28 protein-coding genes are annotated in these 24,908 nt (G+C 60.1%); 8 read left to right on the forward strand and 20 right to left on the reverse strand.

Features of this window, described 5'->3' with window-relative positions:
• Positions 1-81 precede the first annotated feature (81 nt).
• The 8 genes from M5G26_RS03915 to M5G26_RS03950 all read right to left on the reverse strand — a co-directional run bounded on the left by M5G26_RS03915 (position 82) and on the right by M5G26_RS03950 (position 6,348).
• Positions 82-984 (reverse strand): metal ABC transporter substrate-binding protein, encoded by a 903-nt coding sequence (locus M5G26_RS03915; RefSeq protein ID WP_273914490.1) that lies wholly within the window; start codon positions 982-984, stop codon positions 82-84.
• Positions 985-1,884 carry a metal ABC transporter permease gene (locus M5G26_RS03920; protein WP_007917717.1) on the reverse strand — a complete coding sequence of 300 codons (900 nt, stop codon included), beginning with the start codon at positions 1,882-1,884 and terminating at the stop codon, positions 985-987.
• Entirely contained in the window at positions 1,884-2,594 is a 711-nt protein-coding gene (locus M5G26_RS03925; protein ID WP_166674973.1) for a metal ABC transporter ATP-binding protein, read from the reverse strand. Before M5G26_RS03925 ends, M5G26_RS03920 begins: the two co-directional genes overlap by 1 nt.
• A gap of 149 nt (positions 2,595-2,743) precedes the next feature.
• The gene (locus M5G26_RS03930; protein WP_034155183.1) at positions 2,744-3,673 is read right to left on the reverse strand and encodes a metal ABC transporter substrate-binding protein; all 930 of its coding nucleotides are present in this window, start codon (positions 3,671-3,673) and stop codon (positions 2,744-2,746) included.
• 35 nt (positions 3,674-3,708) lie between these two features.
• Positions 3,709-4,284, reverse strand: coding sequence for a DUF6162 family protein (locus tag M5G26_RS03935; RefSeq protein ID WP_122597074.1), 576 nt, complete (start codon positions 4,282-4,284; stop codon positions 3,709-3,711).
• A complete protein-coding gene (locus M5G26_RS03940) occupies positions 4,281-4,613 on the reverse strand; it encodes a hypothetical protein (RefSeq protein ID WP_150694224.1) in 333 nt (110 codons plus the stop codon). The genes M5G26_RS03935 and M5G26_RS03940 overlap by 4 nt, the downstream gene beginning before the upstream one ends.
• The gene (locus tag M5G26_RS03945) at positions 4,610-5,152 is read right to left on the reverse strand and encodes a thiamine pyrophosphate-binding protein (RefSeq protein ID WP_273914491.1); all 543 of its coding nucleotides are present in this window, start codon (positions 5,150-5,152) and stop codon (positions 4,610-4,612) included. The genes M5G26_RS03940 and M5G26_RS03945 overlap by 4 nt, the downstream gene beginning before the upstream one ends.
• On the reverse strand, positions 5,149-6,348 hold the full coding sequence (locus M5G26_RS03950; protein ID WP_273914492.1) for a PepSY-associated TM helix domain-containing protein: 1,200 nt from the start codon (positions 6,346-6,348) through the stop codon (positions 5,149-5,151). The genes M5G26_RS03945 and M5G26_RS03950 overlap by 4 nt, the downstream gene beginning before the upstream one ends.
• A 408-nt stretch (positions 6,349-6,756) precedes the next feature.
• Here M5G26_RS03950 and leuC point away from each other — a divergent pair, with 408 nt between their 5' ends.
• The gene (gene leuC / locus M5G26_RS03955) at positions 6,757-8,175 is read left to right on the forward strand and encodes a 3-isopropylmalate dehydratase large subunit (RefSeq protein WP_273914493.1); all 1,419 of its coding nucleotides are present in this window, start codon (positions 6,757-6,759) and stop codon (positions 8,173-8,175) included.
• Positions 8,172-8,786, forward strand: a complete 615-nt coding sequence (gene leuD, locus M5G26_RS03960; protein WP_150694227.1) for a 3-isopropylmalate dehydratase small subunit — start codon at positions 8,172-8,174, stop codon at positions 8,784-8,786. Before leuC ends, leuD begins: the two co-directional genes overlap by 4 nt.
• 135 nt (positions 8,787-8,921) lie before the next feature.
• Here leuD and M5G26_RS03965 read toward each other — a convergent pair whose 3' ends face one another.
• From M5G26_RS03965 to soxR, 4 genes are all read right to left on the reverse strand, one after another.
• Positions 8,922-9,872: a LysR substrate-binding domain-containing protein gene (locus tag M5G26_RS03965; RefSeq protein WP_273914494.1), complete on the reverse strand. Its 951-nt coding sequence runs from the start codon at positions 9,870-9,872 to the stop codon at positions 8,922-8,924.
• Positions 9,873-9,896: 24 nt separating this feature from the next.
• The gene (locus M5G26_RS03970; protein WP_273914495.1) at positions 9,897-10,772 is read right to left on the reverse strand and encodes an alpha/beta fold hydrolase; all 876 of its coding nucleotides are present in this window, start codon (positions 10,770-10,772) and stop codon (positions 9,897-9,899) included.
• 240 nt (positions 10,773-11,012) lie between these two features.
• A complete protein-coding gene (locus tag M5G26_RS03975) occupies positions 11,013-11,471 on the reverse strand; it encodes a VOC family protein (RefSeq protein ID WP_038364112.1) in 459 nt (152 codons plus the stop codon).
• A 104-nt stretch (positions 11,472-11,575) separates the two neighbouring features.
• Positions 11,576-12,028, reverse strand: a complete 453-nt coding sequence (gene soxR / locus M5G26_RS03980; RefSeq protein ID WP_150694230.1) for a redox-sensitive transcriptional activator SoxR — start codon at positions 12,026-12,028, stop codon at positions 11,576-11,578.
• Positions 12,029-12,121: 93 nt separating this feature from the next.
• On the opposite strand from soxR, the gene M5G26_RS03985 reads away from it, so the two are divergent.
• Positions 12,122-12,475, forward strand: a complete 354-nt coding sequence (locus tag M5G26_RS03985) for an antibiotic biosynthesis monooxygenase (RefSeq protein WP_273914496.1) — start codon at positions 12,122-12,124, stop codon at positions 12,473-12,475.
• Here the strand turns inward: M5G26_RS03985 and M5G26_RS03990 are convergent.
• From M5G26_RS03990 to msuE, 4 genes are all read right to left on the reverse strand, one after another.
• A complete protein-coding gene (locus M5G26_RS03990) occupies positions 12,472-13,575 on the reverse strand; it encodes a sigma-54 interaction domain-containing protein (RefSeq protein ID WP_150694232.1) in 1,104 nt (367 codons plus the stop codon). The genes M5G26_RS03985 and M5G26_RS03990 overlap by 4 nt on opposite strands.
• A 36-nt stretch (positions 13,576-13,611) precedes the next feature.
• Positions 13,612-14,799: an acyl-CoA dehydrogenase family protein gene (locus tag M5G26_RS03995; protein ID WP_273914497.1), complete on the reverse strand. Its 1,188-nt coding sequence runs from the start codon at positions 14,797-14,799 to the stop codon at positions 13,612-13,614.
• A 133-nt stretch (positions 14,800-14,932) separates the two neighbouring features.
• A complete protein-coding gene (gene ssuD, locus M5G26_RS04000; RefSeq protein ID WP_273914498.1) occupies positions 14,933-16,078 on the reverse strand; it encodes an FMNH2-dependent alkanesulfonate monooxygenase in 1,146 nt (381 codons plus the stop codon).
• 10 nt (positions 16,079-16,088) lie between these two features.
• A complete protein-coding gene (msuE, locus tag M5G26_RS04005; RefSeq protein WP_016985421.1) occupies positions 16,089-16,652 on the reverse strand; it encodes an FMN reductase in 564 nt (187 codons plus the stop codon).
• Between the two features lie 389 nt (positions 16,653-17,041).
• On the opposite strand from msuE, the gene M5G26_RS04010 reads away from it, so the two are divergent.
• The 4 genes from M5G26_RS04010 (at position 17,042) to M5G26_RS04025 (ending at position 21,252) form a co-directional block, all read left to right on the forward strand.
• Positions 17,042-17,299 (forward strand): hypothetical protein, encoded by a 258-nt coding sequence (locus M5G26_RS04010; RefSeq protein ID WP_007917547.1) that lies wholly within the window; start codon positions 17,042-17,044, stop codon positions 17,297-17,299.
• Between the two features lie 101 nt (positions 17,300-17,400).
• Entirely contained in the window at positions 17,401-18,015 is a 615-nt protein-coding gene (locus tag M5G26_RS04015; protein ID WP_095113070.1) for a LysE family translocator, read from the forward strand.
• Between the two features lie 205 nt (positions 18,016-18,220).
• A complete protein-coding gene (locus M5G26_RS04020) occupies positions 18,221-19,387 on the forward strand; it encodes an aminotransferase class V-fold PLP-dependent enzyme (protein WP_223027880.1) in 1,167 nt (388 codons plus the stop codon).
• Between the two features lie 56 nt (positions 19,388-19,443).
• Positions 19,444-21,252, forward strand: a complete 1,809-nt coding sequence (locus M5G26_RS04025) for an aminopeptidase P family protein (RefSeq protein ID WP_273914499.1) — start codon at positions 19,444-19,446, stop codon at positions 21,250-21,252.
• Positions 21,253-21,295: 43 nt separating this feature from the next.
• Here M5G26_RS04025 and M5G26_RS04030 read toward each other — a convergent pair whose 3' ends face one another.
• Together M5G26_RS04030 and M5G26_RS04035 are read right to left on the reverse strand one after the other, a co-directional pair.
• Positions 21,296-21,892, reverse strand: a complete 597-nt coding sequence (locus M5G26_RS04030) for a 2-hydroxychromene-2-carboxylate isomerase (protein ID WP_273914500.1) — start codon at positions 21,890-21,892, stop codon at positions 21,296-21,298.
• Positions 21,893-21,927: 35 nt separating this feature from the next.
• A complete protein-coding gene (locus M5G26_RS04035) occupies positions 21,928-22,656 on the reverse strand; it encodes an SDR family oxidoreductase (protein WP_134176272.1) in 729 nt (242 codons plus the stop codon).
• Positions 22,657-22,747: 91 nt separating this feature from the next.
• Here M5G26_RS04035 and M5G26_RS04040 point away from each other — a divergent pair, with 91 nt between their 5' ends.
• Positions 22,748-23,311 (forward strand): TetR/AcrR family transcriptional regulator, encoded by a 564-nt coding sequence (locus tag M5G26_RS04040; RefSeq protein ID WP_134176271.1) that lies wholly within the window; start codon positions 22,748-22,750, stop codon positions 23,309-23,311.
• A gap of 1 nt (position 23,312) precedes the next feature.
• On the opposite strand, the gene M5G26_RS04045 is transcribed toward M5G26_RS04040, so the two are convergent.
• Both M5G26_RS04045 and rhtA read right to left on the reverse strand, forming a co-directional pair.
• Positions 23,313-23,594 (reverse strand): hypothetical protein, encoded by a 282-nt coding sequence (locus M5G26_RS04045; RefSeq protein WP_007917561.1) that lies wholly within the window; start codon positions 23,592-23,594, stop codon positions 23,313-23,315.
• 166 nt (positions 23,595-23,760) lie between these two features.
• Positions 23,761-24,648, reverse strand: coding sequence for a threonine/homoserine exporter RhtA (rhtA, locus tag M5G26_RS04050; RefSeq protein ID WP_150694238.1), 888 nt, complete (start codon positions 24,646-24,648; stop codon positions 23,761-23,763).
• Positions 24,649-24,908: the final 260 nt, after the last annotated feature.

Raw genomic sequence — 24,908 nt, forward strand, 5'->3', positions numbered from 1 at the left:
AAAGATCGCAGCCTTCGGCAGCTCCTACAGTGCAGCGTTTACACCCAGTAGGAGCTGCCGAAGGCTGCGATCTTTTGATCTTCAGCCCTTCAATCCTTTCAACACCAAATCCACATTGCCTTCCAGCTCCGCCACCGGATCCGCCGCATCGGTGCTCAGCACCACCAGATGGCTGCCTGACTCGGCAATTGCTGCCTTCACCGCGTCCGATGGCTGCCGATGATGCAGGACCACCGCGACATCATTGTCCTTGAGTGTTGCCGTGAGTTTTTTCAGATCCTCCGGCGTCCATTCGGCATCCGGCCGTGAATCCTCGCCGATCAGTTCCAGATTCAAGCTGCCGATCAGATAACCAAAGTGATCGCTGAGACTCATCACACTGAGATTGTCGGCACTGGCCAGACGCGCTTCACTGTCGGCGCTGAGCTTCAGCAAACGCTGCTTCAACGTCGCCAGATTCGCTTCGATTTTCGGTTTGGCGCCCGGTGCCAGACGCACCAGATCCGCCGCCATCACATCCGCCATGCGCCCCATGTTGTTGCTGGCCAGCCATGGCTGACTGTTCAAGCCATCGACCTTCAGACACGGTTGTACGGCAATGCCCGGCAGGGCGCCGTCGACCGGGCGCGCCGCATCGACTTCAACGATGCGGATGTTGCTGCGGCGAGCGATCGGGTACAGCGGATCGTCGGCCCACAGCGAGCGCACACCGATCACCGCATCGGCGCCAGTCGCCAGTTTGCTCAGTGCCGGGGCACCGCGACCGGTGAAATACGCGGTCTGACGGCTGCCCGGCAGGTTCGCCGGTGCCGCACGTTCAAGGTTGACGTCAGTGCCTTTGAGCAGTACTTCACCCAAGCCGTAAGTGATTGGCAACGAGGCCAGCACGCGCAGTGGTTTAGCGGCTTCGGCAGCCATCAACGGCGTGCAGACCACGCCGCACAGGGTCATGGCCAAGGTCAGTTTTCGCAGTGAAAAAGTCATTTATCCAAGATTCCCTTTCAAACTCGGGACAACCCCGCGCGCAATGGCGGCGAGGGCGAAGGCTATGCCGGCGACCAGAATGATCGCGGCGCCGGATGGAATCGGCAGGTCAAACACGATCGGCGCAAGAATCCCGCACAGCGTGCTGACCGTGGCGATCAGCACCGAGCACCAGAAGAAACCCTTGAGCGACTGGCTGAGCAAGCGCGCCGCTGCCGCTGGAATCACCAGCAGTGCGCCAACCAGAATCGCACCGATGACTTTCACCGCCGCCACGGTGATCAGCGTCACCAGAATCACGAACAGGTAATCCAGGGTTTTCACTGCCACCCCGCGCACTGCTGCCAGTTGCGGATTGAAGCTGGCGAGCATGATGCGGTTGTACAACGGCAAGGCCAGAGCCATGACCAGCGAACCGACGATGGCCAGCACCGCCAGATCGTTGCCGTTGACGGTCAGCACTGAACCGAACAGCACGTTCTCGAGAATGTGCACATTGATCTTGCCGGCGAGAATCAGCAGCAGACTCGCGCCGAGTGCCAGCGACACCGACAGAAACACGCCGATCAGCGTGTCCGGCGCCAGGCCGGTGCGGTTGCGCAGGTAATTGAGCAGAATGCCGAACAGCAGGCAGTAACCGAACAGGCTGCCATAGGGGCCGGTGTAGGGTTCGCCGAGCAGGATACCGATGGCCACACCGGTCAGCGCCGCGTGGCCCACCGCTTCGGAGAAAAACGCGAAGCGCTTGACCACCACCAGCGTGCCGAGGCCGCCGAGTACCGGGCCGATCAGCAGGCCGGCGAGCAACGCATTGACCACGAAACCGTAGGCCAGCGCTTCCGGCAGATAACCGGACGAGGCCCAGCCTTGCACCATCAAACGAAAGGCTTCGTAACTCATCAGACAGCGCTCCGTGGATGGGTGGAAAACAGCGTAAGCAGACGTTCCGGGGTCAGCGCCTGTTGTGGCGTGGCGTCGAACAGCACACGACGGTTCAGACCGGTGACCCGATTGGCCAGGCGTCCGACCGCTTCCAGATCGTGCTCGATCCACAGCACGGTAATGCCCGCCGCGCGCCAGTCATTGAGCAGGCGCTCGAACACCTGAATCCCGGCTTCATCGAGGGCCGACATCGGCTCATCCAGCACCAGCAATTGCGGCGCCGGGATCAGCCCTTGTGCGAGCAGAACTCGCTGCCGTTCACCCCCGGACAGCGCGCCCATGCGCCGCTTGCGTTTGTCCTGCATGCCGACGCGTTCCAGCGCGTCACCGATGGCACCGGCGTAACGCTTGCTCAAACCGAGAAACGCCGGGCGTCGCTGGCACATGGCGGCCATGAAGTCGTCGACGGTCATTGGCAAACCGCGATCGAACTCCAGCGCCTGCGGCACGTAACCGATGGTGCCGGGTTCGCCGGGCCATTGCAGGCTGAGCTGGCCCTGATGCGGCATTTGCCCGAGCAGGGTCTTGATCAGCGAACTCTTGCCGCCACCATTCGGGCCGACCAGCGCGTGTACGCTGCCGGGCTGCACCTGGAAGGTGACCTTGTCCAGAATCGTCGTGCGGCCCAGCGTCAGACAAACCTGCGCAAAATCCAGCGTCGGCCCCATAACCTGTAGGCCTTCGCCTGCTCGCGATAGCGGTGTGTCATTCAACAAAGATGTCGGCTGATCCGGCGCCTTCGCGAGCAGGTCGAATCGTCGCACCGTCGCTCCCACAGGGGGCTCGGTGTTTTCGGGGGAAAGGTTTTCTCTGGAAGTCATGCGCCCGACTCCTGAATCGCCCGCACCACGGTGTTGAGGTTGCCGGTCATTTCCTTTTCGTACTTGTCGGCGGTGTATTCACCGTAGGAAATGTGCGACAGCGGATACAGCTTCACGCCGGATTCACGCTGAATCGTTTCGACGTAGGTGGAGGGGAAATCCATCTCCGAGAAGATCACTTTCACGTCCAGTTCACGCAATTGGTCGATGGTCTTCTTCAACTGGCTCGGGCTCGGCTCGATGCCGTGCGCCGGTTCAACCACGGCGGTCACTTCCAGGCCGAACTCCCGCAGCAGATAGTCGTAAGCGGCGTGCACGGTGGCCACGCGCAGTTCTGCGTTCGGCGCTTGCGTCAGTTTTGCCAGCGCGTCGGCGCGCATCTGGCGCAGGCGTTTGCCGTAGGCGCGGGCGTTCTGGGTGTAGGTCTTGGCGTTGTCCGGATCGAGTTTGCCCAGCTCGCGCGCGATGTTGTTGACCTGAGCGATGGAGGCGCTGATCGACAGGAACGTGTGCGGGTTCACCACTTTGCCGGCGCCGCGTGCGGCAACGCCGGTGGCGGCCAGCAACGGCACGTTCTCGTTGGCTTCGATGGTTTTGATGTTCGGCGTTTCGCTGGCGGCGATCATGCGGTCGGCGAAGTCGTCATGGCCGACACCGTTGAGCACGATCACATCCAGCCCGCTGATGCGTTTGATGTCCTCGGCCCTTGGCTCATAAGCGTGCGGGTTGAAACCGGCAGGGATCAGTGGGACGACTTCGGCCTTGTCGCCGACGATGTTTGCCACATAGCTGTAATAAGGGTGCAGGGTAATGCCGATGCGCAGGCGTTTGGCCTGATCGGCGCTGGCCAGTGGACTCAGCAGGCAGGCGCAGAGGCCGAGCAGGAACAGACGCAACAATGGACGGCGAGGCGATGAAATAGACATGGGCAAACGGTCTTCTCTCGGATGAGGGCGAGGAATCAATGGCGATGTTCGCGGGTAACCCCGGCATCGTATTGCGCGACGATCTGTTTCCAGCCAGAGGCGGACAGGGCGGCTTCGGTCAGTTCGGTCGGCGCTTGCAGATTGGCATCGCGGTTGAGCCAGATGTCCGGCGCAGCCTTGTTGTCAGCGCTGAGCAACATCACGAACGAACCGGCGACGGCTGTGCTCTGGCTATGGCCGAAATAGGCGGTATTCCCCAGCAACTGCCAGGCATGCCCACCGCGGCTGACCGAACTCGCATCCCGGGCAAACGGGGCAAACCCTTCGTCTGCCAGGGTTTGCGGCGTCGGCAGGGCTTGCTGCTCTTCGCGCAGCAAACGGATTTCGTCGAGGGTCACCCGCAGGTCGGCGTAGATGCCTTGTTCGGAAGCGCTGAGGTCACGGCGCGCGTCGAGTTGATTTGTCGCCACCGGTTCCGGTTCATGGGAAACCCCGCGCCACGCGACGACCGAACCGGCGACTGCCAGAATCAACAGGCACAACAGCAGCACATTGAGGGTTTCATGACCGGCACCGGCCGGGCGCACAACGTGTGTGGTGGGCGTACTCATGGGGCTTCGATATCCGCTTGGTCGATTTCCACAACGTGGCCCGGACCGGCGTCGAACAGCACGTAGAATTCGGCGCCGGGTTTCTTGAAGGTCAGGGTCGAATCAGTGCCGAGTTTGCCCGGCACCAGAATGGTTTCGTCATAGCCGATCACATCGAGGGTCACCCCCGGCGCACCGCTGCCGTCGGAGAAACCACCGGTGCATTTGATCTGCTCGGCGTCGATGGCTTTGCATTCGCACATCGGGTTGTGGGCCAGCGCACTGGCACTGAAGCCGGCGCCGAGCACCAGCAGCACGGCGCTCAGCCGCAGGCGGAAAGGGCGGGTCATGGTTTGGCTCCTTGTTGGTTCAACCAGGCAATGGTGGCGGGGGAGGCCTGACTCAGAGGGATCGAAGCCTGATGCATGCTGCCGTCCCAGCCTTCCATGGTGATCCACAGTTCGGCGTCGGTTTTGGTTTTTTCCGGCACTGGCAATTGCGCGCCCATGCGGTAGGGCGTGCCGAAGAAAATCACCCCGGCGGCGCGCAGGCTGCGGGGTTTGCCGATACGCAGGTAGGTGGCTTTGACCTGGTCGATGCAGGCATCGCAAAGGGCGGCGTTGAAACCTTTCATATTGCCGGCCGGGCCTTCGAGTCGCGGCGCTTCGTTGCGCAACTCGGCCAGGCGCAGGCTCCAGGGGCCGACCGTGACTTCGCCGACTTCTCGTTCACCGAGGCCGATGTCACCCCGAAACAGCGCGGCATCGGCGAAGTATTTGGGCATGAAACCCAGCGGGATCAGCAGCAACAGCACGTTGATGTGAAAGCGCCATTTCTGCCAGAACAGGCTCAGACGCGACGGTTGAGGTGCAGCAGTGGACTTGCTCACAGGTTGACCTCCGACGCTTCACGATTCATGGCCGGTTGCGCCTGAACGCGGGATTTCTTCGACTCACGCTTGAGTGCATTGGCTGTCGCCAGCGCAGTGCGTTTGGTCCAGATCAACAAACCACTGAGCACCATCATGCTCAGTACCAGGCCGAAGAAGAACCAGATCAGCTTGATCCACAGCCCGCCAAAGTCGCCGGTGTGCAAGGGGCGCATGGATTCGGTGACGAACTCCAGTGAGGTGCGATCGGACAACAGGCGAGAAGCGGCGACGTCACCGTTGAACGGGTTGAGGGTCGCGGTCTGGAACATCAGCGGATACCAGCCGCGGCCGCCGAGGCTCATATGGCTGTAGGCATTGCCCGGCAAGCTGACGAAGCTGACTTCCAGGCCGGGAATTTTCTCCTGGGCGACTTCGATCGCGCGATCCAGGCTGATGCGCGGCGGTGGTGTGCCATCGGCCGAGATCGGCACGGCGTCACGGGCCATCGCTGGAATGACCGGCTCGCTGGAGATGGAGATGTGGTTATCGAACAGCATCGCCTCGATCAGGAACCAGGTGCCGGTGACCGAAATCACCGCGATAAACCAGATCGACCAGATACCGCTCAGACGGTGGAAGTCGCCCCAGAAAATCCGCGCGCCGTGGCGAAAACGCAGGGTCGGACTAAAGAAGCCCTTCCAGAAGCGTTTATAGACCACCAGCCCGGTGATCAATGAAGCCAGCAGCGGCAGACCGAGGAACGACACCAGATACCAGCCCCAGCTATAGCCATTGGTGAACGGCACCAGCCACCAGCCATGCAGGGCACGGGTGAAGGCTTTGAAGTTGAAGTCCGGTGCGCCGCCCTGAATCACGCCGGTGTACGGATTGACGTAAACGGTCTGCGCGCGCCCGTCGGGGTAGCTGACGGCGACGTCCAGGGCAAAATGCGATTCGTCGGGGCGACTGATGCTCTGCACGACCGTTTGCGGTTCGGCTTTCTTGATAGCGGCGAGAATCTGGTCATAGCTGAGCAGCGGTGCGTCGTCCGCAGGCTGGCTGGCGCGCATCTGCGGGTTGGCCAGCCAGACGATTTCCTGGCTGACCACCGCCAATGTGCCGGTGACACAGACGATCAGAACAAAGAACCAGATCGGTAACGCCAGCCAGCTATGAACGAGGAACCACAGTTTGGAGCGGGATTTCTTCGACATGATTGCGCGTCTTGATAGCGGTGAAAGGGCGCGTGGCTACGGGCTTCGCAGCACGGGATCCCCGAAAGACCGGACTTGGCTTTTGCCTACACGAACGGCCTGCATCTATATAAGACGGATGAGTGGGGCAAATCCCGAAAGGTGATATGAAAGCAAATGTTTCCCAGTTCGCAGGGTGTGAGAGATTCCACTGTAGGAGCTGCGGCACGCTGCGATCTTTTGATCTTGATCTTTAAAAACAAGATCAAAAGATCGCAGCCTCGTTGCACTCGACAGCTCCTACAGGGTTTTGCTGCGTACAGGGGATCAAACACGATTCATGATTTACGCCATCACTCTCAGGCAATTGATGGCCAGTCCGCGCTCCCTATGATGGCAATCACCTGATTTCCCTGAGTGAGCGCCTTGATGACCGCCAGAACCCTCTACGACAAACACATCGATGCGCACACGGTGTGCCGCCTCGACGATCAGGGCCATGTCCTGTTGTATATCGATCGCCAGGTGATCAACGAATACACCAGCCCGCAGGCCTTCAGCGGTTTGCGTGCCGCCGGGCGCGATGTCTGGCGGCCGGGCACGGCGCTGGCGGTGGTCGATCACGTCAACCCGACCACGCCTGTGCGCATCGCGGCAATGCCTGATGCGGGCGGTGCACGGCAAGTGTCGTATCTGGCGGAGAATTGCCGGGACTTCGGCATCGAGTTGCTGGACATCCTCGACAAACGTCAGGGTATCGAACATGTGATCGCCCCGGAGCAGGGTTTTATTCTGCCCGGCATGGTGATTGCCGCTGGCGACAGTCACACCACTACCTATGGCGCGCTCGGCGCCTTCGGTTTCGGCATCGGCACTTCCGAGATCGAGCATCTGCTGGCCTCACAGACTCTGGTCTACAAACGTCTGAAAAGTATGCGCGTGACCGTGGATGGCAATCTCGCACCTAGCCTGACCTCCAAAGACCTGATCATGGCCCTGATCGGCGACATCGGCGCTTCCGGGGCCAGCGGTTACGCGATCGAATTTTGCGGCTCGACCATCGATGCCTTGAGCGTTGAAGCGCGCATGACCATTTGCAACATGGCGGTCGAGGCCGGCGCGCGCGGTGCATTCATGGCCCCGGATGACAAGGTCTTTGCCTATCTCAAGGGCAAGCCGCGTGTGCCCGTTGGTGCACTGTGGGAACAAGGCCTGAAGACATGGCGCGAATTGCGCAGCGATCCCGGCGCGGTGTTTGATCGTGAGATTCACCTTGATGCCAGCATTCTGGAACCGATGGTCACTTGGGGTACCAGCCCCGATCAGGCCGCCGCCATCGGTGCACGGGTGCCGGACCCACAGGCGATCAGCGACCCGATCCTGCGTCAGGACATGCGCCGCGCCCTCAACTATATGGGCCTGGAAGCGGGCATGGCGCTCAGCGACATCGTTATCAGCCACGCCTTTATCGGTTCGTGCACCAACGCGCGAATCGAAGATCTGCGTGATGCTGCCAGCGTCGTGCGCGGTCAACACGTGGCCGGGCATGTGCGGGCGATGATCGTCCCCGGCTCCAGCGAAGTTCGCGCGCAGGCCGAGGCCGAAGGGCTGGCGCAGATCTTTATCGACGCCGGTTTTGAATGGCGTCAGTCCGGCTGCTCGATGTGCCTGGCGATGAACGACGACGTACTCGCCCCCGGCGACCGCTGCGCGTCCAGCACCAACCGCAATTTCGAAGGCCGTCAGGGTGCCGGTGCGCGCACTCATCTGATGAGCCCGGCGATGGTCGCCGCAGCGGCAATCAGCGGTCGACTCACCGATATCCGCCACTTTGGAGAACGCCCATGAGCCTGCAACCCTTCACCCAAGTCAGCGGCCAGGCCGCGCCGTTATTGGCGGCCAATGTCGACACGGACGTGATCATGCCCAAGCAGTTTCTCAAAGGCATTGACCGGCAGGGACTCGATCGCGGGTTGTTTTTCGATCTGCGGTTTCTGCGCGATGGCAGCCCCGACCCCGATTTCGTGTTGAACAAACCGGCATGGCAGGGCGCAAGTTTTCTGCTGGTCGGGCCGAATTTCGGCTGCGGATCGAGCCGTGAGCATGCGGTCTGGGGCTTGCAGCAGATGGGCATCCGCGCCTTGATCGGCAGCAGTTTTGCCGGGATCTTCTACGACAATTGCCAGCGTAACGGGGTGCTATTGATCACCCTGGAAGAGGCGCAGGTGCAACGCATTGGACAGCTTGTCGGTGAGCCTGAAACGGCGCGGATCAGTATTGATCTGGAGGCGCAGCGGATTAGTCTGGCGGATGGCACGGTGATCGACTTCCAGATCGATACGCTGCGTAAAACCGCTTTGTTACTGGGCCTGGATGCCATCGGCAGCACCCTGCAACGCCGCGAACAGATCAAAGATTTCGAACGCGAGCATCTGGCCAGTAACCCTTGGTTAGGCTGAACGCATAATCTGTGGGAGCTGGCTTACCAGCGATGAGGCCGGCACTTCCAGCATTTGTGTTGGCTGAGCTGACGCCATCGCTGCGATGCGGCGTTCCGACAAGCCAGCTCCCACAGGTTTTTGTGGTGTTTTGAGCTACAGCGACAATCCTTTGAAATGCGCCTGCAAAAACTCCACACACGCGCGCAACTTCCCGGAATGCGCCAGCCGTGTCGGGTACACCGCCCAGACATTGGCACTCTGGCTGTAATCCTCCAGCACCTGCACCAGGCGTCCTTGCTCCAGCAGCGGTTTCACATCCCACAGCGAGCGCAGCAACACCCCGCGGCCATCCAGCGCCCACTGCAAAACAATCTCGCCGTTGTTGGACGACAACGGCCCGCTGACCCGCACGCTCTCTTGTCCGCCATCGCGATCCAGAGTCCAGATACCAAAGGCGTTGTCGCGCTCCTTGATTACCAGGCAATCGTGCTGCTGCAGTTCGACCAGGGTTTGTGGCGTACCGCGACGTTGCAGATAACCGGGAGCCGCGCACAGCACTCGTCGATTACTGACCAGGCGTCGACCGATGTGCTGGCCGGGCAGGTCATCGCCGACGCGGATCTCCAGGTCGAAGCCTTCGTTGATGATGTCCACCACCCGGTCAAACAGGTCGAGGCGAATCTCCAGTTCTGGATAACGTTCGGCCAGCAACGACACTGCCGGCGCCACATGATTACGCCCGAAACCGAAACTGCTGCAAATGTGCAAACGCCCACGCGGGCTGTCGTGGGCGTCGGACAGTTCGTCGTGCAGTTGCTGGAAGTCATCGAGAATGCGCAACGCCCAGCGCTGCACGCGTTCGCCATCCTCGGTCAGCGAGACGCGGCGGCTGGTGCGGTGCAACAGGCGAGTGCCAAGGGTGGTTTCAAGAATCTGGATACGTTTGCTGACATAGGCCGGCGACAGGCCCAACTCATCGGCCGCGGCGGCGAAGCCGTTTTTGCGGATCACGGTGAGCAGCACGCGCAGGTCTTCGGGCAGGGGCACGGTGTCTTTCTTCTGGGACATGTCAACACGAACACTGGCAGCACAAGCCGCCAGCATAGCACCGAGATCCGGCTGCTCGGCTCAGCGCAAAAAGGCCAGTGCTTCGGCGAGCAACAGTTCGGGGATTTCTTCGGCAATGTAATGGCCGGCGGGCAAGGCCTGACCGCTGACGTTGGTCGCCACTTGCTGCCACTCCTTGAGCGGCTCGAAGCAGCGTCCGACCGTGCCCTCGGCGCCCCACAACACCCGCAGTGGCAGACTCAGGTGATTCCCGCTAGCGATGTCGGCGCGGTCGTGGTCCAGATCAATGCCGGCACTGGCGCGGTAGTCTTCGCAGATGCCGCGCGCGCTGCCCGGTTGTTGCAGGCAGCGCAAGTATTCGCCGAAAGCCTCTTCGGTAAATGGCTTGAGTCCGGCGCTGCGGCTGCCCATCACGCTGCGCAGATACCCCTCGGGATCGGCTTCGAGCAAGGTTTCCGGCAGCGGCGCCGGGCGGATCAGAAAGAACCAGTGCCAATACGCACGGGCGAAGGCTTCGTTGGTTTGCGCGTACATCGACAGGGTCGGCGCGATGTCCAGCAGCATCATGCGCTGCACGGCGTTCGGGTGATCGAGGGCGAGACGATGGGCGACGCGGGCGCCACGGTCATGGGCGAGGATCGAAAAATGTTCGAAGCCCAGCGATTGCATCAGCTCGACATTGTCGCGAGCCATTTCGCGTTTCGAGTAATTAACGTGTCGCTCATCCGCAGCCGGGCGACTGCTGTCACCGTAACCGCGCAGGTCGGCGGCGACCACGGTGAAGTGCTCGGCCAATTGTTCGGCAATCTTGTGCCAGATCACATGGGTCTGCGGGTGGCCGTGCAACAGCAACAGGCCGGGGCCGCTGCCGCCGAGGCGGTAGGCGATGTCGACGCCGTTGACGTGGCGCTGGTCTTTGCGGAATCCGGCAAACATCGGGCTGATCCTTGTTCAGGGTTCTGGTTGGCTGCATCCTGAAATTGTCCGGCGTTTGCGGCAAGGGGCAAAGCGTGGTCGACAGGTTCATGAAGTGTGATGGGTGTTGGCCGTTCCGGCCCCATCGCGGGCAAGCCCGCTCCCACAGGGATCTTTGGTGTGGTCACGATCTATGTCCAACCACAAAACCCTGTGGGAGCGGGCTTGCCCGCGATGAGGCCATTGAACACACAGAAAAAATCAGCCTTGGCTAAACATCTCCATCGCCCGCTGTTTGATCTGCTCCTCGGTCAGATCCTCCTTGCGCGAGGCGAGAAACCACAGATGCCCATACGGGTCCTTCAACGTCCCGCTGCGATCCCCGTAAAACTGATCCTTGACCTCGGACACCGTCGTCGCCCCGGCCTCCAGCGCCCGTTGAAACGATTTGTCGACATCAGTCACATACAGATGCAAACCAACCGACACTGCTTGATCCGGATTGCTCAGTGGCCCCTGATCGCACGGCGAACCGAGCATGATCGCGCTGTCGCCAATGCGCAGTTCGGCGTGGCCGATGCCGCCGTCGGGCATGGCCAGGCGCATGACTTCGGTGGCGCCGAAGGCTTTTTTATAGAAGTCGATGGCCTCGGCGGCTTTGTGGATGCCGAGATACGGGGTGATGCTGTGATACCCCTCGGGAATGGGTTTTACGCTCATGACGTTCTCCCTGATTGTTGTTCTATGAGATGTGGCTCCACCGGATTTGTGGAAGAGTCACTATAGAACTGTCCTCGCGGTGCAGATTTTTGCCCGACGAGCAGTCAATCCTTGGGAAAGTGTGGCCCCGGTCCCTGTTCACCCAGCACATCACCCTGATTGCGCAGCGGGCAGGCCTCCATCGACAAACATCCGCAACCGATGCAGCCATTGAGCCGATCGCGCAGTAGCGTCAGTTGCTCGATTCGCTCATCCAGTTCCCGGCGCCATTGCTGCGAAAGGATTTTCCAGTCCGCCGCGCTGGGCGCACGATCATCCGGGAGAATTTTCAGTGCTTCGCCAATCTCCGCCAATGGAATCCCCAGCCGCTGGGCGACTTTGATCAACGCCACCCGACGCAGCACTTCACGCGGATAGCGTCGCTGGTTGCCGGCATTGCGCTGGCTCTTGATCAGGCCTTTGGATTCATAAAAGTGCAGGGCGGTGACCGCCACGCCACTGCGCGCCGCGACTTCGCCAACCGTTAACTGTTTGTGCACATTTTCTTTGCTGATCATTTGAAGACAGCTCTTGACCTTGACTTAACTGGAGGTTTTACCCTGCAGGTCTTCGAGTCGCAAGGCTCGTCTTAAGCTGAGTGGGGGCATTCCATGAACAACCGCAGTTTTACCCAATTGATCGAGTTTGAAATCGAACCACGCCAACAACCTGCGCTGGTCAGCGCACTGTCGAGGCAAACCGAGCGTCTGGCTCAGCGCTACGACGGTTTTGTCAGCGCCAGTGTGCAAGCCAGCGATGACGGCCGGCGGGTGCTGAGTTTTCTGCAATGGCAGTCCCGCGAGGCGGGGGAGGCGGCATTTCGCAGCTTCGAGAGCGGCGAGCAGGATTTCTGGCAACTGATTCACACCCATCAGGCGAAAACCGTCACCTTCAACTCGTTTCAGGTGCTGAGCAGCATCGCCCGCAGTCACGACGATGCGCTGCACTGCCACCTGGTTGGCTAGATCGACAACTGGATCAAGCGCTCGCCCTGCAGGTTTTCCGAGAGTCGCCGCTTGTTCACCGCCAGTTCGCCGATCTTGATCAGCCGCGTGCGGGTGACGTTGCGGCTCAAACCGAGCAGCGCGGCGGTGTGCACCTGGTTGTAATGGCAAAAGCGATACGCCGCGCGCAGCAAGGCGTCTTCGACTTTTTCGTGCAAAGCGCCGGCCTGCTGCGCGAAGAGTTTTTGAAAGGCCTGTTCCAGCAACGCCTCCGGTGAATCATCGGCACTGCTGTGATGATCGTCCGGGCGATCGATGCGCAGGTTCGACAGGCGCAAATCATCGCGTTCGATCACACCGTTGCGGCAGATCAGCAGGGTGTGGTGGATAACGTTTTCCAGTTCACGAATGTTGCCCGGCCAACTGTAGGCACGCAGTTTGTGCTCGGCACCGGGGCTGATGCTGACCCGGCCATAACCGAGGCGCTGGCTGTAGGCCTCGATGAAATGGCGCGTGAGCGGGAGGATATCGCCAGGGCGGTCGCGCAACGGACTCAATTCCAGATTGACCACGTTGAGGCGGTAATACAGATCCTCGCGGAAATGACCGGCATTGATGGCTTTTTCCAGCTGCACATTGGTCGCCGCCAGCACCCGCACATCGATAGGAATGCTTTTGCGCGAGCCAAGCCGCACCACTTCGCGCTCCTGCAAAACCCGCAATAACTTCACCTGAATCGCCATCGGCAGATCGCCGATCTCATCGAGAAACAACGTGCCGCCGTCCGCCTCCTCAAACCAGCCGGCCTTGGCGCTCAGCGCGCCGGTGAACGCGCCTTTTTCATGTCCGAACAACTCTGCTTCCACCAGCGATTCGGAAAACGCCCCGCAATTGACCGCGATAAACGGCCGATGACGGCGATTGCTGAGGTTATGAATATGCCGCGCTACCAGTTCTTTGCCGGTACCGGTCTCGCCGATGATCAGCACGCTCGCTTCACTCGGCGCGACCTGCTGTAAATGCGCGAGCAGGGCCTGGGACTTCGGGTCCTCGAAGACCTGCGCAGTGGCGCGGATCGACGTGGCGAGCGCGGGGGAGGGCGGTAGGGTCAGCAGTTGCATGGGCTCGTCCTTCTTTTTAGTTCAAATGCAGGCAGATCAGGAATAGAAGGTCGGCACCGGCAGCGACTGATTCAGCGCCCAGTCGCCCAACTCATGGAGTTTGTAGTCCAGCGGGTCGTGCAAGGTCTGCGTGCGCAGGTTGCGCCAGTGGCGGTCGAGGCGCAGGGAGGCGTGGGTCGAGCGCGCGCCGGTCACTTCGAACAAACGGCTGCAAATTTCCAGGCCTTGGCGGCTGGCGGCGACTTTCGCGGTGGCAATCGCTGTCGCGACTTGGCCGCGCTCTTCGGCGCTGAGATTGGCGCCTTTGGCCCAGGCCTCATCGAGCACCGCCGCCGCGCGTTCGACCAACAGGCGAATGCCTTCCAGCGCCACCCAGAACTCGCCGTAATGCGCGAGCACGTAAGGATCTTCACGCACATCGCGCGCCGTGGATTTATGCCAGAGCCGGGTTTCGCTGAGGGTGTATTGCCGCGCCTCTTCGAAAGCGCCTTCGGCAATCCCGAGAAACATATGCGTGAACGTCAGTTGCGCGATTAGAGGTCGCAAGCAGGCGAACGGCGTGCTCAGCGGGCCGGGATCGAGCAGCAATTCCGACTCTTCGACGCGTACCCGTTCAAACGTGGCGCTGCCGCTGTCGGTCTGACGCTGGCCGATGTTGTTCCAGTCGTTGTGCAGGGTGATGCCGCTGCGTCCGCTGGGAATCGCCGCGATCAGCAACTTGCCGCCGGCGCTTTCATCGACGGCCGAGGCGATCAGCATTTGTGAGTCGCTGGCGCCGGAGCAGAAGCTTTTCTTCCCGGAAAACTCGCGCCAGCCACCGAGGTCCTTGACCACGGTGCGAGTGTCGAGCGGGTTGAGCGCATTGCCCCAGAACCAGTTCTGCCGCGCGGTCTGTTCGAACCACGGCTGCCATTGTTCCGGCCGGGAAAACAGGCGCACGGTGGCGAGCATCAGATGATGAAAACCAAATACGTGGGCAATCGAGCTGTCGACCTTGGCGAACTCGCGAACGACCTGCAGGGTTTCGCTCCAGCTCGCGCCGAGGCCGCCGTAGCGGGTGGGAATGCTCAGGGCCAGCAGGCCGCTGTCGCGCAGGGCATCACGCTCGGCCTTCGGTGTGCCGCCACGTTCATCACGCTCGACGGCGGTCAGGGCAAATTCGGCGGCCAGTTGGCGCGCGGTCTGCAGCGGGGATAACAAAGTACTTTGTGGTTTGGCGGTCACACCAACACTCCTGAATTCAAACTGCCCGTGTAGGAGCTGCCGCAGGCTGCGATCTTTTGATGTTGTTTTTAAGATCAAAAGATCGTCCGATCGCGGCCCGAGCCTGCGGCAGCTCCTACACAAGAGATCCGGTTTATGCCGAGGCTTTTGTCGGCAACACATCATTTGCAATCATTTCGCCAAACGGCCCGGTCAGATTGGTCACGCCACGCCCGGCCAGACTCGCGTAAGGCTCGGGCAACAGCGGGAACACCAGCTCGGCAAAGCGGTAAGCCTCTTCCAGATGCGGATAACCGGAGAAGATGAAACTCTCGATGCCCAGATCCGCGTATTCCTTGATCCGCGCCGCCACTTGCTGCGGGGCGCCAACCAGCGCCGTCCCGGCACCGCCACGCACCAGACCGACACCGGCCCACAGGTTGGGGGCAATTTCGAGGTTGTCGCGACGACCATCGTGCAAAGCCGCCATGCGTCGCTGGCCTTCGGAGTCGAACCGGGAAAAGGATTTCTGTGCCGCCTCAATAGTCTCGTCGCTGATGTGTTCGATCAGTTTGTCCGCAGCTTTCCACGCCTCTTCGGCGGTCTCGCGCACGATCACGTGCAAGCGGATGCCGAACTTCACTTTGCGCCCATGCCGCGCCGCTCGTTCGCGCACGTCGGCGAGTTTTTCCGCAACCGCGGCCGGCGGTTCGCCCCAGGTCAGATAGACATCGACCTGTTCGGCGGCCAGATCATGCGCGGCATCGGATGAGCCGCCGAAGTACAGCGGCGGATAGGGTTTCTGCACGGGCGGATAGAGGGCTTTGGCGTTCTGCACCTTCAGGTGTTTGCCGTCAAAATCCACCGCCTCGCCCTGCAACACGCGGCGCCAGATTTTCAGGAATTCATCGGTAACTTCATAGCGCTCGGCATGGCTGAGGAAACTGCCGTCGCCACGGTTCTCGTCCGGATCGCCGCCGGTCACGACGTTGATCAACAAGCGCCCGTCGGACAGCCGATCAAGGGTTGCAGCCATCCGCGCCGAAACCGTCGGCGAAATGATCCCCGGTCGGATCGCCACCAGATAACGCAGGCGCTCAGTCAACGGCACCAGTGCCGAGGCGATCACCCAGGAGTCTTCGCAGGAGCGCCCGGTGGGAATCAGCACGCCGTGGTAGCCCAGGCTGTCAGCGGCCTGCGCCACCTGTTTCAGATAATTGAGCGTGACCGGGCGCGCGCCTTGGGTGGTGCCCAGATAGTGGCCATCACCGTGGGTCGGCAGGAACCAGAAAACATCCATGAACGGCTCCTCAGGCGATTTTCAGCAAAGGTTTGATTTGGGTGGCGAACAGCGGCGCTGCACGTTCGGCCGCGAGGCGGATGCGCGCCTTCAACAGTTCGCTGGTGATCTGGTAATCGGCGAAGTCGGCTTCGGTGGCGTACACGCCGATTGGCAACGTCATGGCCTGAAAGAAGCTGAACAGCGGGCGCAACTGGTGATCGAGCACCAGCGCATGACGTTCGCTACCGCCGGTTGCGGCCAGCAGCACCGGCGTGTCGATCAGTGCATTGAGGTCAATCAGGTCGAACAGATGCTTGAGCAGGCCCGGGTAGGAACCGCGATAAACCGGCGCGGCCACGATCAACAGATCGGCCTGTTCAATGGCCTGCAACTCGGCTTCAACCTCGGCACTGAGCTCCTGACGCGACAGCGCGCCACCGAGCGGGCGAGCGATATCACCGAGTTCGATCAAATGGCTTTCGATGGTCAAATGCCCGGCCAATTCGGCGAGCAAGGCTTGGGTCAGCACCAAAGTACGGGACGGACGCCAGGTGCCGCCGGAGAGGGCGACGACTTTCAGGGGACGCGACATGATCAGTTCCTTTTTCAACAGTTGCTCAGCGAGCAGTGAATGAGTCACCGGGTCTGAGCAAGCGCTGTACCAATTCCTGGAAGCCCCGGTTTACAAGGCGTTGAGCGTTAGCGTGGCGGTCGCCCCTGTGAGTAGCGAGGCGCTTTGTTGAATCGGTGTTGACTGAGCAACAGTTGCTGGAGCAACAGTGGTCAGCGCATGGATGAAGTTATAAAGGCTGTTTGTTATTCCGTAAAAGAACGTTAATCGATATTTATAGATCGTTAGGAGATATGCGCCGACGCGTGTCGATTTCCTGATAGCCACTATTGAGAGCGTTGATTTCTGCGCGGGCGTGCCGGGGCGTAGCCTTTGTCCATCGACTCCCCATTGCTCGCCAGGACGCTCCCATGAATCGTTTACTGACTGTTTCCCTGTTGCTCGCTGTCTCTGTACTCGCCGGTTGTGCCGGACACGTTTCGCCGGAGCTGCGTCCTTACACCGATGAAGAATCCCGCGAATTGGCGATGGAAGCGCTCAATCGCAGCGGCCTGTCCTTCGACGAATACCACGCGAAAAAAGCGCAATTACTCGGTCAGACCCAGTTCGACAAAAAAGCTGAAATGAGTGCCGAACGTGCCGTACAGCTGCACGGTCGTCCTAGCTGAAAACAAACTGTACTGGTAGAAGTTTTACCCAACTGTCCGTGGGCTTGCCGGGCGGTGTGGGATAGGGTCAACACCTGAATGACCCTGATGGATTGCCTGCCATGACCCTCTCGCTTGACCTGCTGTTGGGCTTTGCCCTGTTTGCCCTTGTCACCTCGATTACGCCGGGGCCGAACAACACCATGTTGCTGGCATCGGGGGTTAACTTCGGCTTCAACCGCACCATCCCGCATATGCTCGGAATTACCTGTGGCTTCTTCGTTCTTGTTGTCGCGGTGGGCTTTGGCCTCGGCGCGGTGTTTCAGAACTATCCGATTCTCTACACGGTTCTGCGCTATGTCGGCGCGGCGTATCTGCTGTATCTGGCGTGGAAAATTGCTCACTCGGGCCCCGTCGGCGACAGTGCCGAAGGCGAGGCAAAGCCGATCAGCTACCTTGGCGCCGCCGCGTTTCAGTGGGTCAATCCCAAGGCGTGGATCATGGCCATCGGCGCCATCAGCACCTACACGCCGATGCAGGGCTATTTCACCAATGTCGTGGTGATTGCCGCGGTGTTTGCCATCATCAACCTGCCGAGCGTCGGCGTCTGGGCGGCCTGCGGTACGTTGTTGCGCAATGTGCTGAAGGATCCGCGCTGGTTGCGCGTGTTCAACTGGGGCATGGCGGCGCTGTTGGTGATTTCGCTGTACCCGTTACTTCTCGAAAGCTTTAGCTGACGCATCGCTTCAACCGCAGGCCGGATGCCTGTTAAGCTCGACTTCAGGAGCGTTCCTACGCACTTTTAAATGAAGTTGTTCTTCTTTAACGGCATCCGATCAGGTATTGATGACGCTCTCGAACCGACGCGCAGCTCACAAGGCTGCGCCGTACCGTTTGCAGACACGAGCCTCCTGATCCCGGAACACGCTCTGCGAGTCTTTTATGAACACACGTCCGTTGTATTTCGATTACGCCGCCACCACCCCGGTTGACGAGCGGGTCATCCAGGTGATGATCGAGTGTCTGGGGTTTCACGGTAACTTTGGCAACCCGGCTTCCAGCTCCCACGCGTTCGGCCAGCAAGCCCGACACACGGTCGAGCAGGCCCGCCGACAGGTCGCCGAACTGGTCGGCGCCAATGCCGAGCAGATTGTCTGGACCTCCGGTGCCACCGAGTCCAATAACCTCGCCCTCAAAGGCGTGGCGCAGGCGCGCGGGGTGTCCGGCGGCCACATCATTACCAGTCAGATCGAACACAAAGCCATCCTCGATACCGCCCGCCAGTTGCAGGACGCCGGCATCGCCGTGACTTATCTGGTGCCGGACGCCGATGGCCTGATCACGCCGCAAGCGGTCAGTGAAGCCATGCGTGAGGACACCTTTCTGGTGTCGCTGATGCTGGTCAACAACGAGTTGGGCACGGTCAACGATGTTCAAGCGATTGGCGCAGTCGTGCGTAGCCGTGAGGCGTTGTTCCACGTCGATGCGGCGCAAGGCGCCGGCAAAGTGGCCATCGATCTGGGGCAATGGCCGGTGGATCTGATGTCGTTTTCCGCACACAAACTTTACGGTCCCAAAGGCATCGGCGCGTTGTACGTCGGCCCGCGGGCACAGCAGCGGTTGCAGGCGCAGATTCACGGCGGCGGTCACGAAGGTGGTTTGCGCTCCGGAACCTTGGCGACGCACCAGATTGCCGGGATGGGCGCAGCGTTTGCCTTGGCCGCCGAGGCGTTCGATGCCGAGAAAAAAACCATCGTCGCACTGCGCGAACGCTTGCTCGAACAACTGCTGAGTTTGCCGGGCGTACGCTTGAACGGCTGCGCCACTCAACGTATTCCGCACACCTTGAGCCTGACCTTCAGCGAAGGCGAATTCAACAGCGCGGCGTTGAGTCATTCGATCGCGTTTTCCGCGACCTCGGCCTGCAACTCCGCCAGTAACACGCCATCTCACGTGCTGTTGGCGCTGGGGCATGATGCGCATCTGGCCGGTCGCACCATTCGCCTGAGCCTCGGCCGCTTCACCACCGCCGAAGATATCGACAAGGCTGTTCAACTGATCAAGACCGCCTGCGCCAGTGCTCCGGCATTCTGGGCGACAGGGCTTTAAACGAGCCGACCTCACGGCTACGAACAATAACGATGAAGTGATTAGCAGGAGACATGATGAGTACCCAGACCTCGACCGAAGGATCGGTGCCCCAGCGCCTGGCGCACACCCGCGAACTGATGCGCCGCGAAGGCATTCACGCACTGTTGGTGCCGTCCGCCGACCCGCATTTGTCGGAATATCTACCGGGTTACTGGCAGGGCCGGCAGTGGTTGTCGGGCTTCCATGGTTCGGTCGGGACGTTGATTGTCACCGCTGATTTCGCCGGCGTCTGGGCCGACAGTCGTTACTGGGAACAGGCGACCAAGGAACTCAACGGCAGCGGCATCGAGCTGGTCAAGTTGCAACCGGGTCAACCGAGCCCGCTGGACTGGCTTGCCGAGCAGACACCGGAAGGTGGTGTGGTCGCGGTTGACGGTGCGGTGATGGCGGTGGCGTCGGCGCGTACGCTGAGCAGCAAACTGGAAGCACGCGGTGCACGTCTGCGCACTGACATCGATTTGCTGCAGGAAGTCTGGAGCGATCGCCCGAGCCTGCCGAATGCACCGATCTATCAGCATCTGCCGCCGCAAGCGACCGTCAGCCGTGGCGAGAAACTCGCCAAACTGCGCGAAACCTTGCAAGAGCGCGGGGCTGACTGGCATTTCATCGCCACCCTCGACGACATCGCCTGGCTGTTCAACCTGCGCGGCGGCGACGTGTCGTTCAACCCGGTGTTTGTTTCCTTCGCCTTGATCAATCAACAGCAAGCGACGTTGTTCGTGGCGCTGAGCAAGGTTGACGCGGAGTTGCGCGCGGTGCTCGAGACGGATGGTGTAACGCTGCGTGATTACAGCGAAGTCGCTGATGCCCTGCGTGCCGTGCCGAGTGGCGCGAGCCTGCTGGTCGACCCGGCGCGCGTTACCAGCGGCTTGCTGGATAACCTCGACAGCACGGTGAAGCTGGTCGAAGGCCTGAACCCGACCACGTTGGCCAAGTCGCAGAAAAGTGAAGCCGACGCCGAACATATTCGCAAAGCCATGGAGCAGGACGGCGCGGCGCTGTGCGAGTTCTTCGCCTGGCTGGAATCGGCTTGGGGTCGCGAGCGCATTACCGAACTGACCATCGACGAAAAACTCACCGCTGCCCGTGAGCGTCGTCCGGATTATGTCTCGCTGAGTTTCAACACCATCGCCGCGTTCAACGCCAACGGCGCCATGCCGCATTACCACGCCACCGAAGAAGAGCACGCGGTGATCGAGGGCGACGGCTTGTTGCTGATCGACTCGGGCGGTCAATACCTGGGCGGCACCACGGACATCACGCGAATGGTGCCGGTTGGTACGCCGAGCGAAGAGCAGAAGCGCGATTGCACGCGCGTGTTGAAGGGCGTGATCGCGCTGTCGCGCGCACAGTTCCCGAAAGGCATTCTCTCGCCGCTGCTCGATGCCATTGCCCGTGCGCCGATCTGGGCCGAAAGCGTCGATTACGGTCACGGTACCGGTCATGGCGTTGGCTATTTCCTCAATGTCCATGAAGGTCCGCAGGTGATCGCCTATCAGGCCGCGCCTGCACCGCAGACGGCCATGCAGCCGGGGATGATTACTTCCATCGAGCCGGGCACCTATCGTCCGGGCCGTTGGGGCGTACGTATCGAGAACCTGGCGATGAATCGCGAGGCGGGTAGCAGCGAATTCGGTGAGTTCCTCAAATTCGAAACCTTGACGCTGTGCCCGATCGACACGCGTTGCCTGCTGCCAGCGCTGCTGACGGAAGAAGAGAAGCAGTGGTTCAACGACTATCACGCGCAAGTGCGTGAGCGCCTTAGCCCGTTGCTTGAAGGTGCCGCGCTGGAATGGCTGAACAGCCGCACTGCCGCCATCTGATCAGGTGGAATTCAGGCGCTGTTACCAGCGCCTGAATGATCGCCTAGATTTGGCGCAAAGCCTCTTCAACAAAGTCGAGCCGATCCTGGCCGAAGAACAGCTGATTGCCGATGAACATGCTTGGCGCGCCGAACACGCCGCGTTTAACCGCGGTCTCGGTGTTGTCCTTGAGTACGGCTTTGACGGACTCGTCGTTAGTCAGTGCCAGCACTTCAAGCGGATTGAAGCCGTGTTCACTCAGCACAGCGGCAACCGTCTCCGGTTCGTCCAGACTGCGTCCTTCAACCCACAGCGCCGTGAACAGACAATCGATAAACGCCTGAAAGCGTTCTGGCTGCCGCAACTGGATGCCAGTGACGGCACGCATCAACATCAGTGTGTTGATCGGGAAATGCGGATTGAATCTCAGCGGCACCCCGTAGCGTTTCGCGTAGCGATCCAGATCCTCAAACATATACCGACCCTTCGCCGGAATCATCGCCGGCGATGCGTTGCCGGTTGCCTTGAAGACGCCACCGAGCAACATCGGAATGTAGATCAGCTCACTGTTGGTCTCGGCGCAAATCTTCGGTAACTGGGTGTAGGCCAGATAGGTGGCAGGGCTGCCGAGGTCGAAATAGAACTCCACGGTTTTGGTCATTTTCGTGTCTCGCTAGTTATTGTTATGGCGTGGGCTTACCAGCGTTCGTTCCAGGGGCGCAGATCCAGCTCGAACGTCCAGGCATCCCGTGGCTGACTGTGCAGATACCAGTAATTCTCGGCAATGTGCTCGGGGTTGAGGATGCCATCCTGATCCTTGGTGGCGTATTTCTCGGGGAAGCTGTTGCGGATGAAATCGGTGTCGATTGCACCGTCGACTACTACGTGGGCGACATGGATATTCATCGGCCCCAGTTCCCGCGCCATGCTTTGCGCCAGTGCGCGGATGCCGTGCTTGGCGCCGGCGAATGCGGCGAATCCGGATGAGCCGCGAAGTCCGGCGGTGGCTCCGGTGAAGAGAATCGTGCCGCGCTGGCGAGTGACCATGCGTTTGGCTACTTCACGAGCATTGAGGAAACCTGAGAAGCAGGCCATTTCCCAAATCTTGAAATACTTGCGCGCGGTTTCTTCAAGAATGCTGCACGGCACGTTGGCGCCGATATTGAACACAAAGGCTTCGATCGGACCGAGGCGGGTTTCGATGTCTTCGATCAGGGCGATGACGTCTTCTTCCTTGCGCGCATCGCAGGCAAAACCATGGGCTTCGCCGCCTTCAGCCTTGATCGCGTCCACCAGCGGTTGCAATTTGTCGGCGCTGCGCCGGGTAACGCAGGCGACGAATCCCTCACTGGCAAAACGCTTGGCAATCGCTCCGCCCGTGGCATCGCCTGCGCCGACAACCAATACGACCTTCTTGTTGTTCATGGGTGAATCCCTTTATTAAACGATCGTTAAGTGAACGAACGTTATGCTAGGATCCAGGCAACGTCAAGGCAGTCGATTCGAGGGCAAATACATGCGTTACTCCGCCAGTCACAAACTGGAAACCCGGGAAAAGCTCTTGCAGAGCAGCGCGCTTTCAGCAAAGCGGTCGGGTTTTTCCACGGTAGGCGTCGATGGTCTGATGAAGGCTATAGGGTTGAGTGGTGCGGCGTTCTACAGCCACTTCTCGTCCAAAGATGCGTTGTTCACTGCCATCGTCGAGCGAGAGTTGGGGCAAAGCCTTGAACGACTGGGGGGCGAGGGCGCGCAGGATCGTGAGCGACTGGAACGTTGTCTCAAGCACTATCTGAGCATGGCCCACGTCGAACAGCCTGAGGCCGGTTGCGCGTTGCCGGCATTGGGCGCAGAAATCGCCCGATCGGATGTCCAGGTGCGCGAGCAGGCGCAGTTATGGATCTGCCGGCTCCATGAGCGTTGGGCGCAGATACTCGAGAGCGAGACCCTGGCGTGGTCGGTGCTGTCGCAATGCGTCGGAGCATTGGTGGTGGCACGTATGCTGGCTACGCCGGACGTTCAGCAAGCGGTGCTGAAGTCCAGCCATGAAGAGATTGGCCGGCAGATTGCCGGGCAGCGCTGAGCTACTTACAGATGACGATCATGCTGCGACTGGTGTAACCCGCAGGGTTGAGACCGAACGGATAATCGCCGGGTTCTTCCACGGCGTCACCGGATTTGGCGATGACCTTGTAACCTTTTGGCAAACACGCGTTGGCGGCGCTGGCGTAGCACTTGTCCCAGGAGGACGATAGCCCCGAACAGTTGATGTGCAGCCCCTTCTTTCCGCGTTTTACCTGAGTTTCCGACGTCGCCGCACAGCCCGCAACTGCAAGTATGGCGATCAGTATCAAAATTCGTTTCATTACCGTCCTTATAGGCCACGAGTCTGACGCTCGGGTTTGCCTGTGTTCGCTTGCGCTTTAAGCGTTTTGAAATCCCTGTCCGAAAAAATCCATGTCTGGCATTGGGTTACGGGTCTAAACATGGCCTAAATGCGCAGCAATTGCCAGACCTTCGTAAAAACCTCTTTCAATCAGCCGCGATGGCGGGTTTCGCAGCACTACCCATGGTCATAGTGGCGCCGACGGACGCCAGAATAATGCACAGGATCGCCATCCATTGTGACAGCGTGAGGAATTCATGCAGAAACAGAAGGCCCGATAACGCTCCGAAGGCTGGTTCGATACTCATCAATGTGCCGAAAGTACGTGCCGGCAGGCGAGTGAGGGCTACCATCTCCAGTGTATAGGGGAGGGCGGTGGACAGAATGGCGACACCAATGGCAATCGGGATCAGAGAAGGAGTCAGCAGGGCTGCACCTGCATGCACGATACCGATAGGGGCCACGAACAGCGCGGCGATCATTACCCCCAATGCTGCGGTCGTCACACCGTTATCGGCACCGGCCTTCTGACCGAACAGGATGTATAGCGCCCAGCAGACACCCGCTCCCAATGCATAGCCGGCGCCCACCAGATCGATTCCGGCGCTGGTTGCGCCTGTTGGAATCAGCAGAAGCAGGCCAGCGGCGGCCAGAGCAATCCAGAGAAAATCGATGGCACGGCGTGACGCATAGATGGCTACCGCCAGTGGCCCGGTAAATTCAAGGGCAACGGCGATTCCCAGGGGAACCGTGCGCAATGACATATAGAAGAGGAAGTTCATACCGCCCAACGCCATGCCATAGACGATGACCGTTCGCAGTGATCTGGCAGTTAACCTGGCTCGCCAGGGGCGCAGGATTAGCAGCATGATTACACTGGCGAAGATCAGGCGCAGCGTGGTGGTTCCCTGAGCGCCAATGATGGGGAACATGCTTTTGGCCAGAGAGGCGCCGGACTGGATCGACGCCATGGCTATTAATAGCAGGCCAACCGGGAACAGCATTGAGGCAAGAGATCGTGGCTGGTCATTCATTACGTGGCATCGTCCAAGGTAAGAGCAAGGCAATATTGTTGGTGTTGGGCAATATACTGCGCATTCGCTTGAGTTACGTCTATATAGAAGGGGGCTTTTTCAACTGATCGATAGAAAAGCGCAATTAACGGTTGACGGCAGATTTCAGATGTCTATAATTCGCCCCACTTCCGGCGCAGTCGAAACGGAAAACTCCTTGAGATTCAAAGAGTTATGTAGGTTTCGATAGTAGGTTGCTTCAGTTCATCGAAGCCGAAAGG

The organism is Pseudomonas sp. TNT2022 ID642 (assembly GCF_028656995.1).
Lineage (GTDB): Bacteria > Pseudomonadota > Gammaproteobacteria > Pseudomonadales > Pseudomonadaceae > Aquipseudomonas.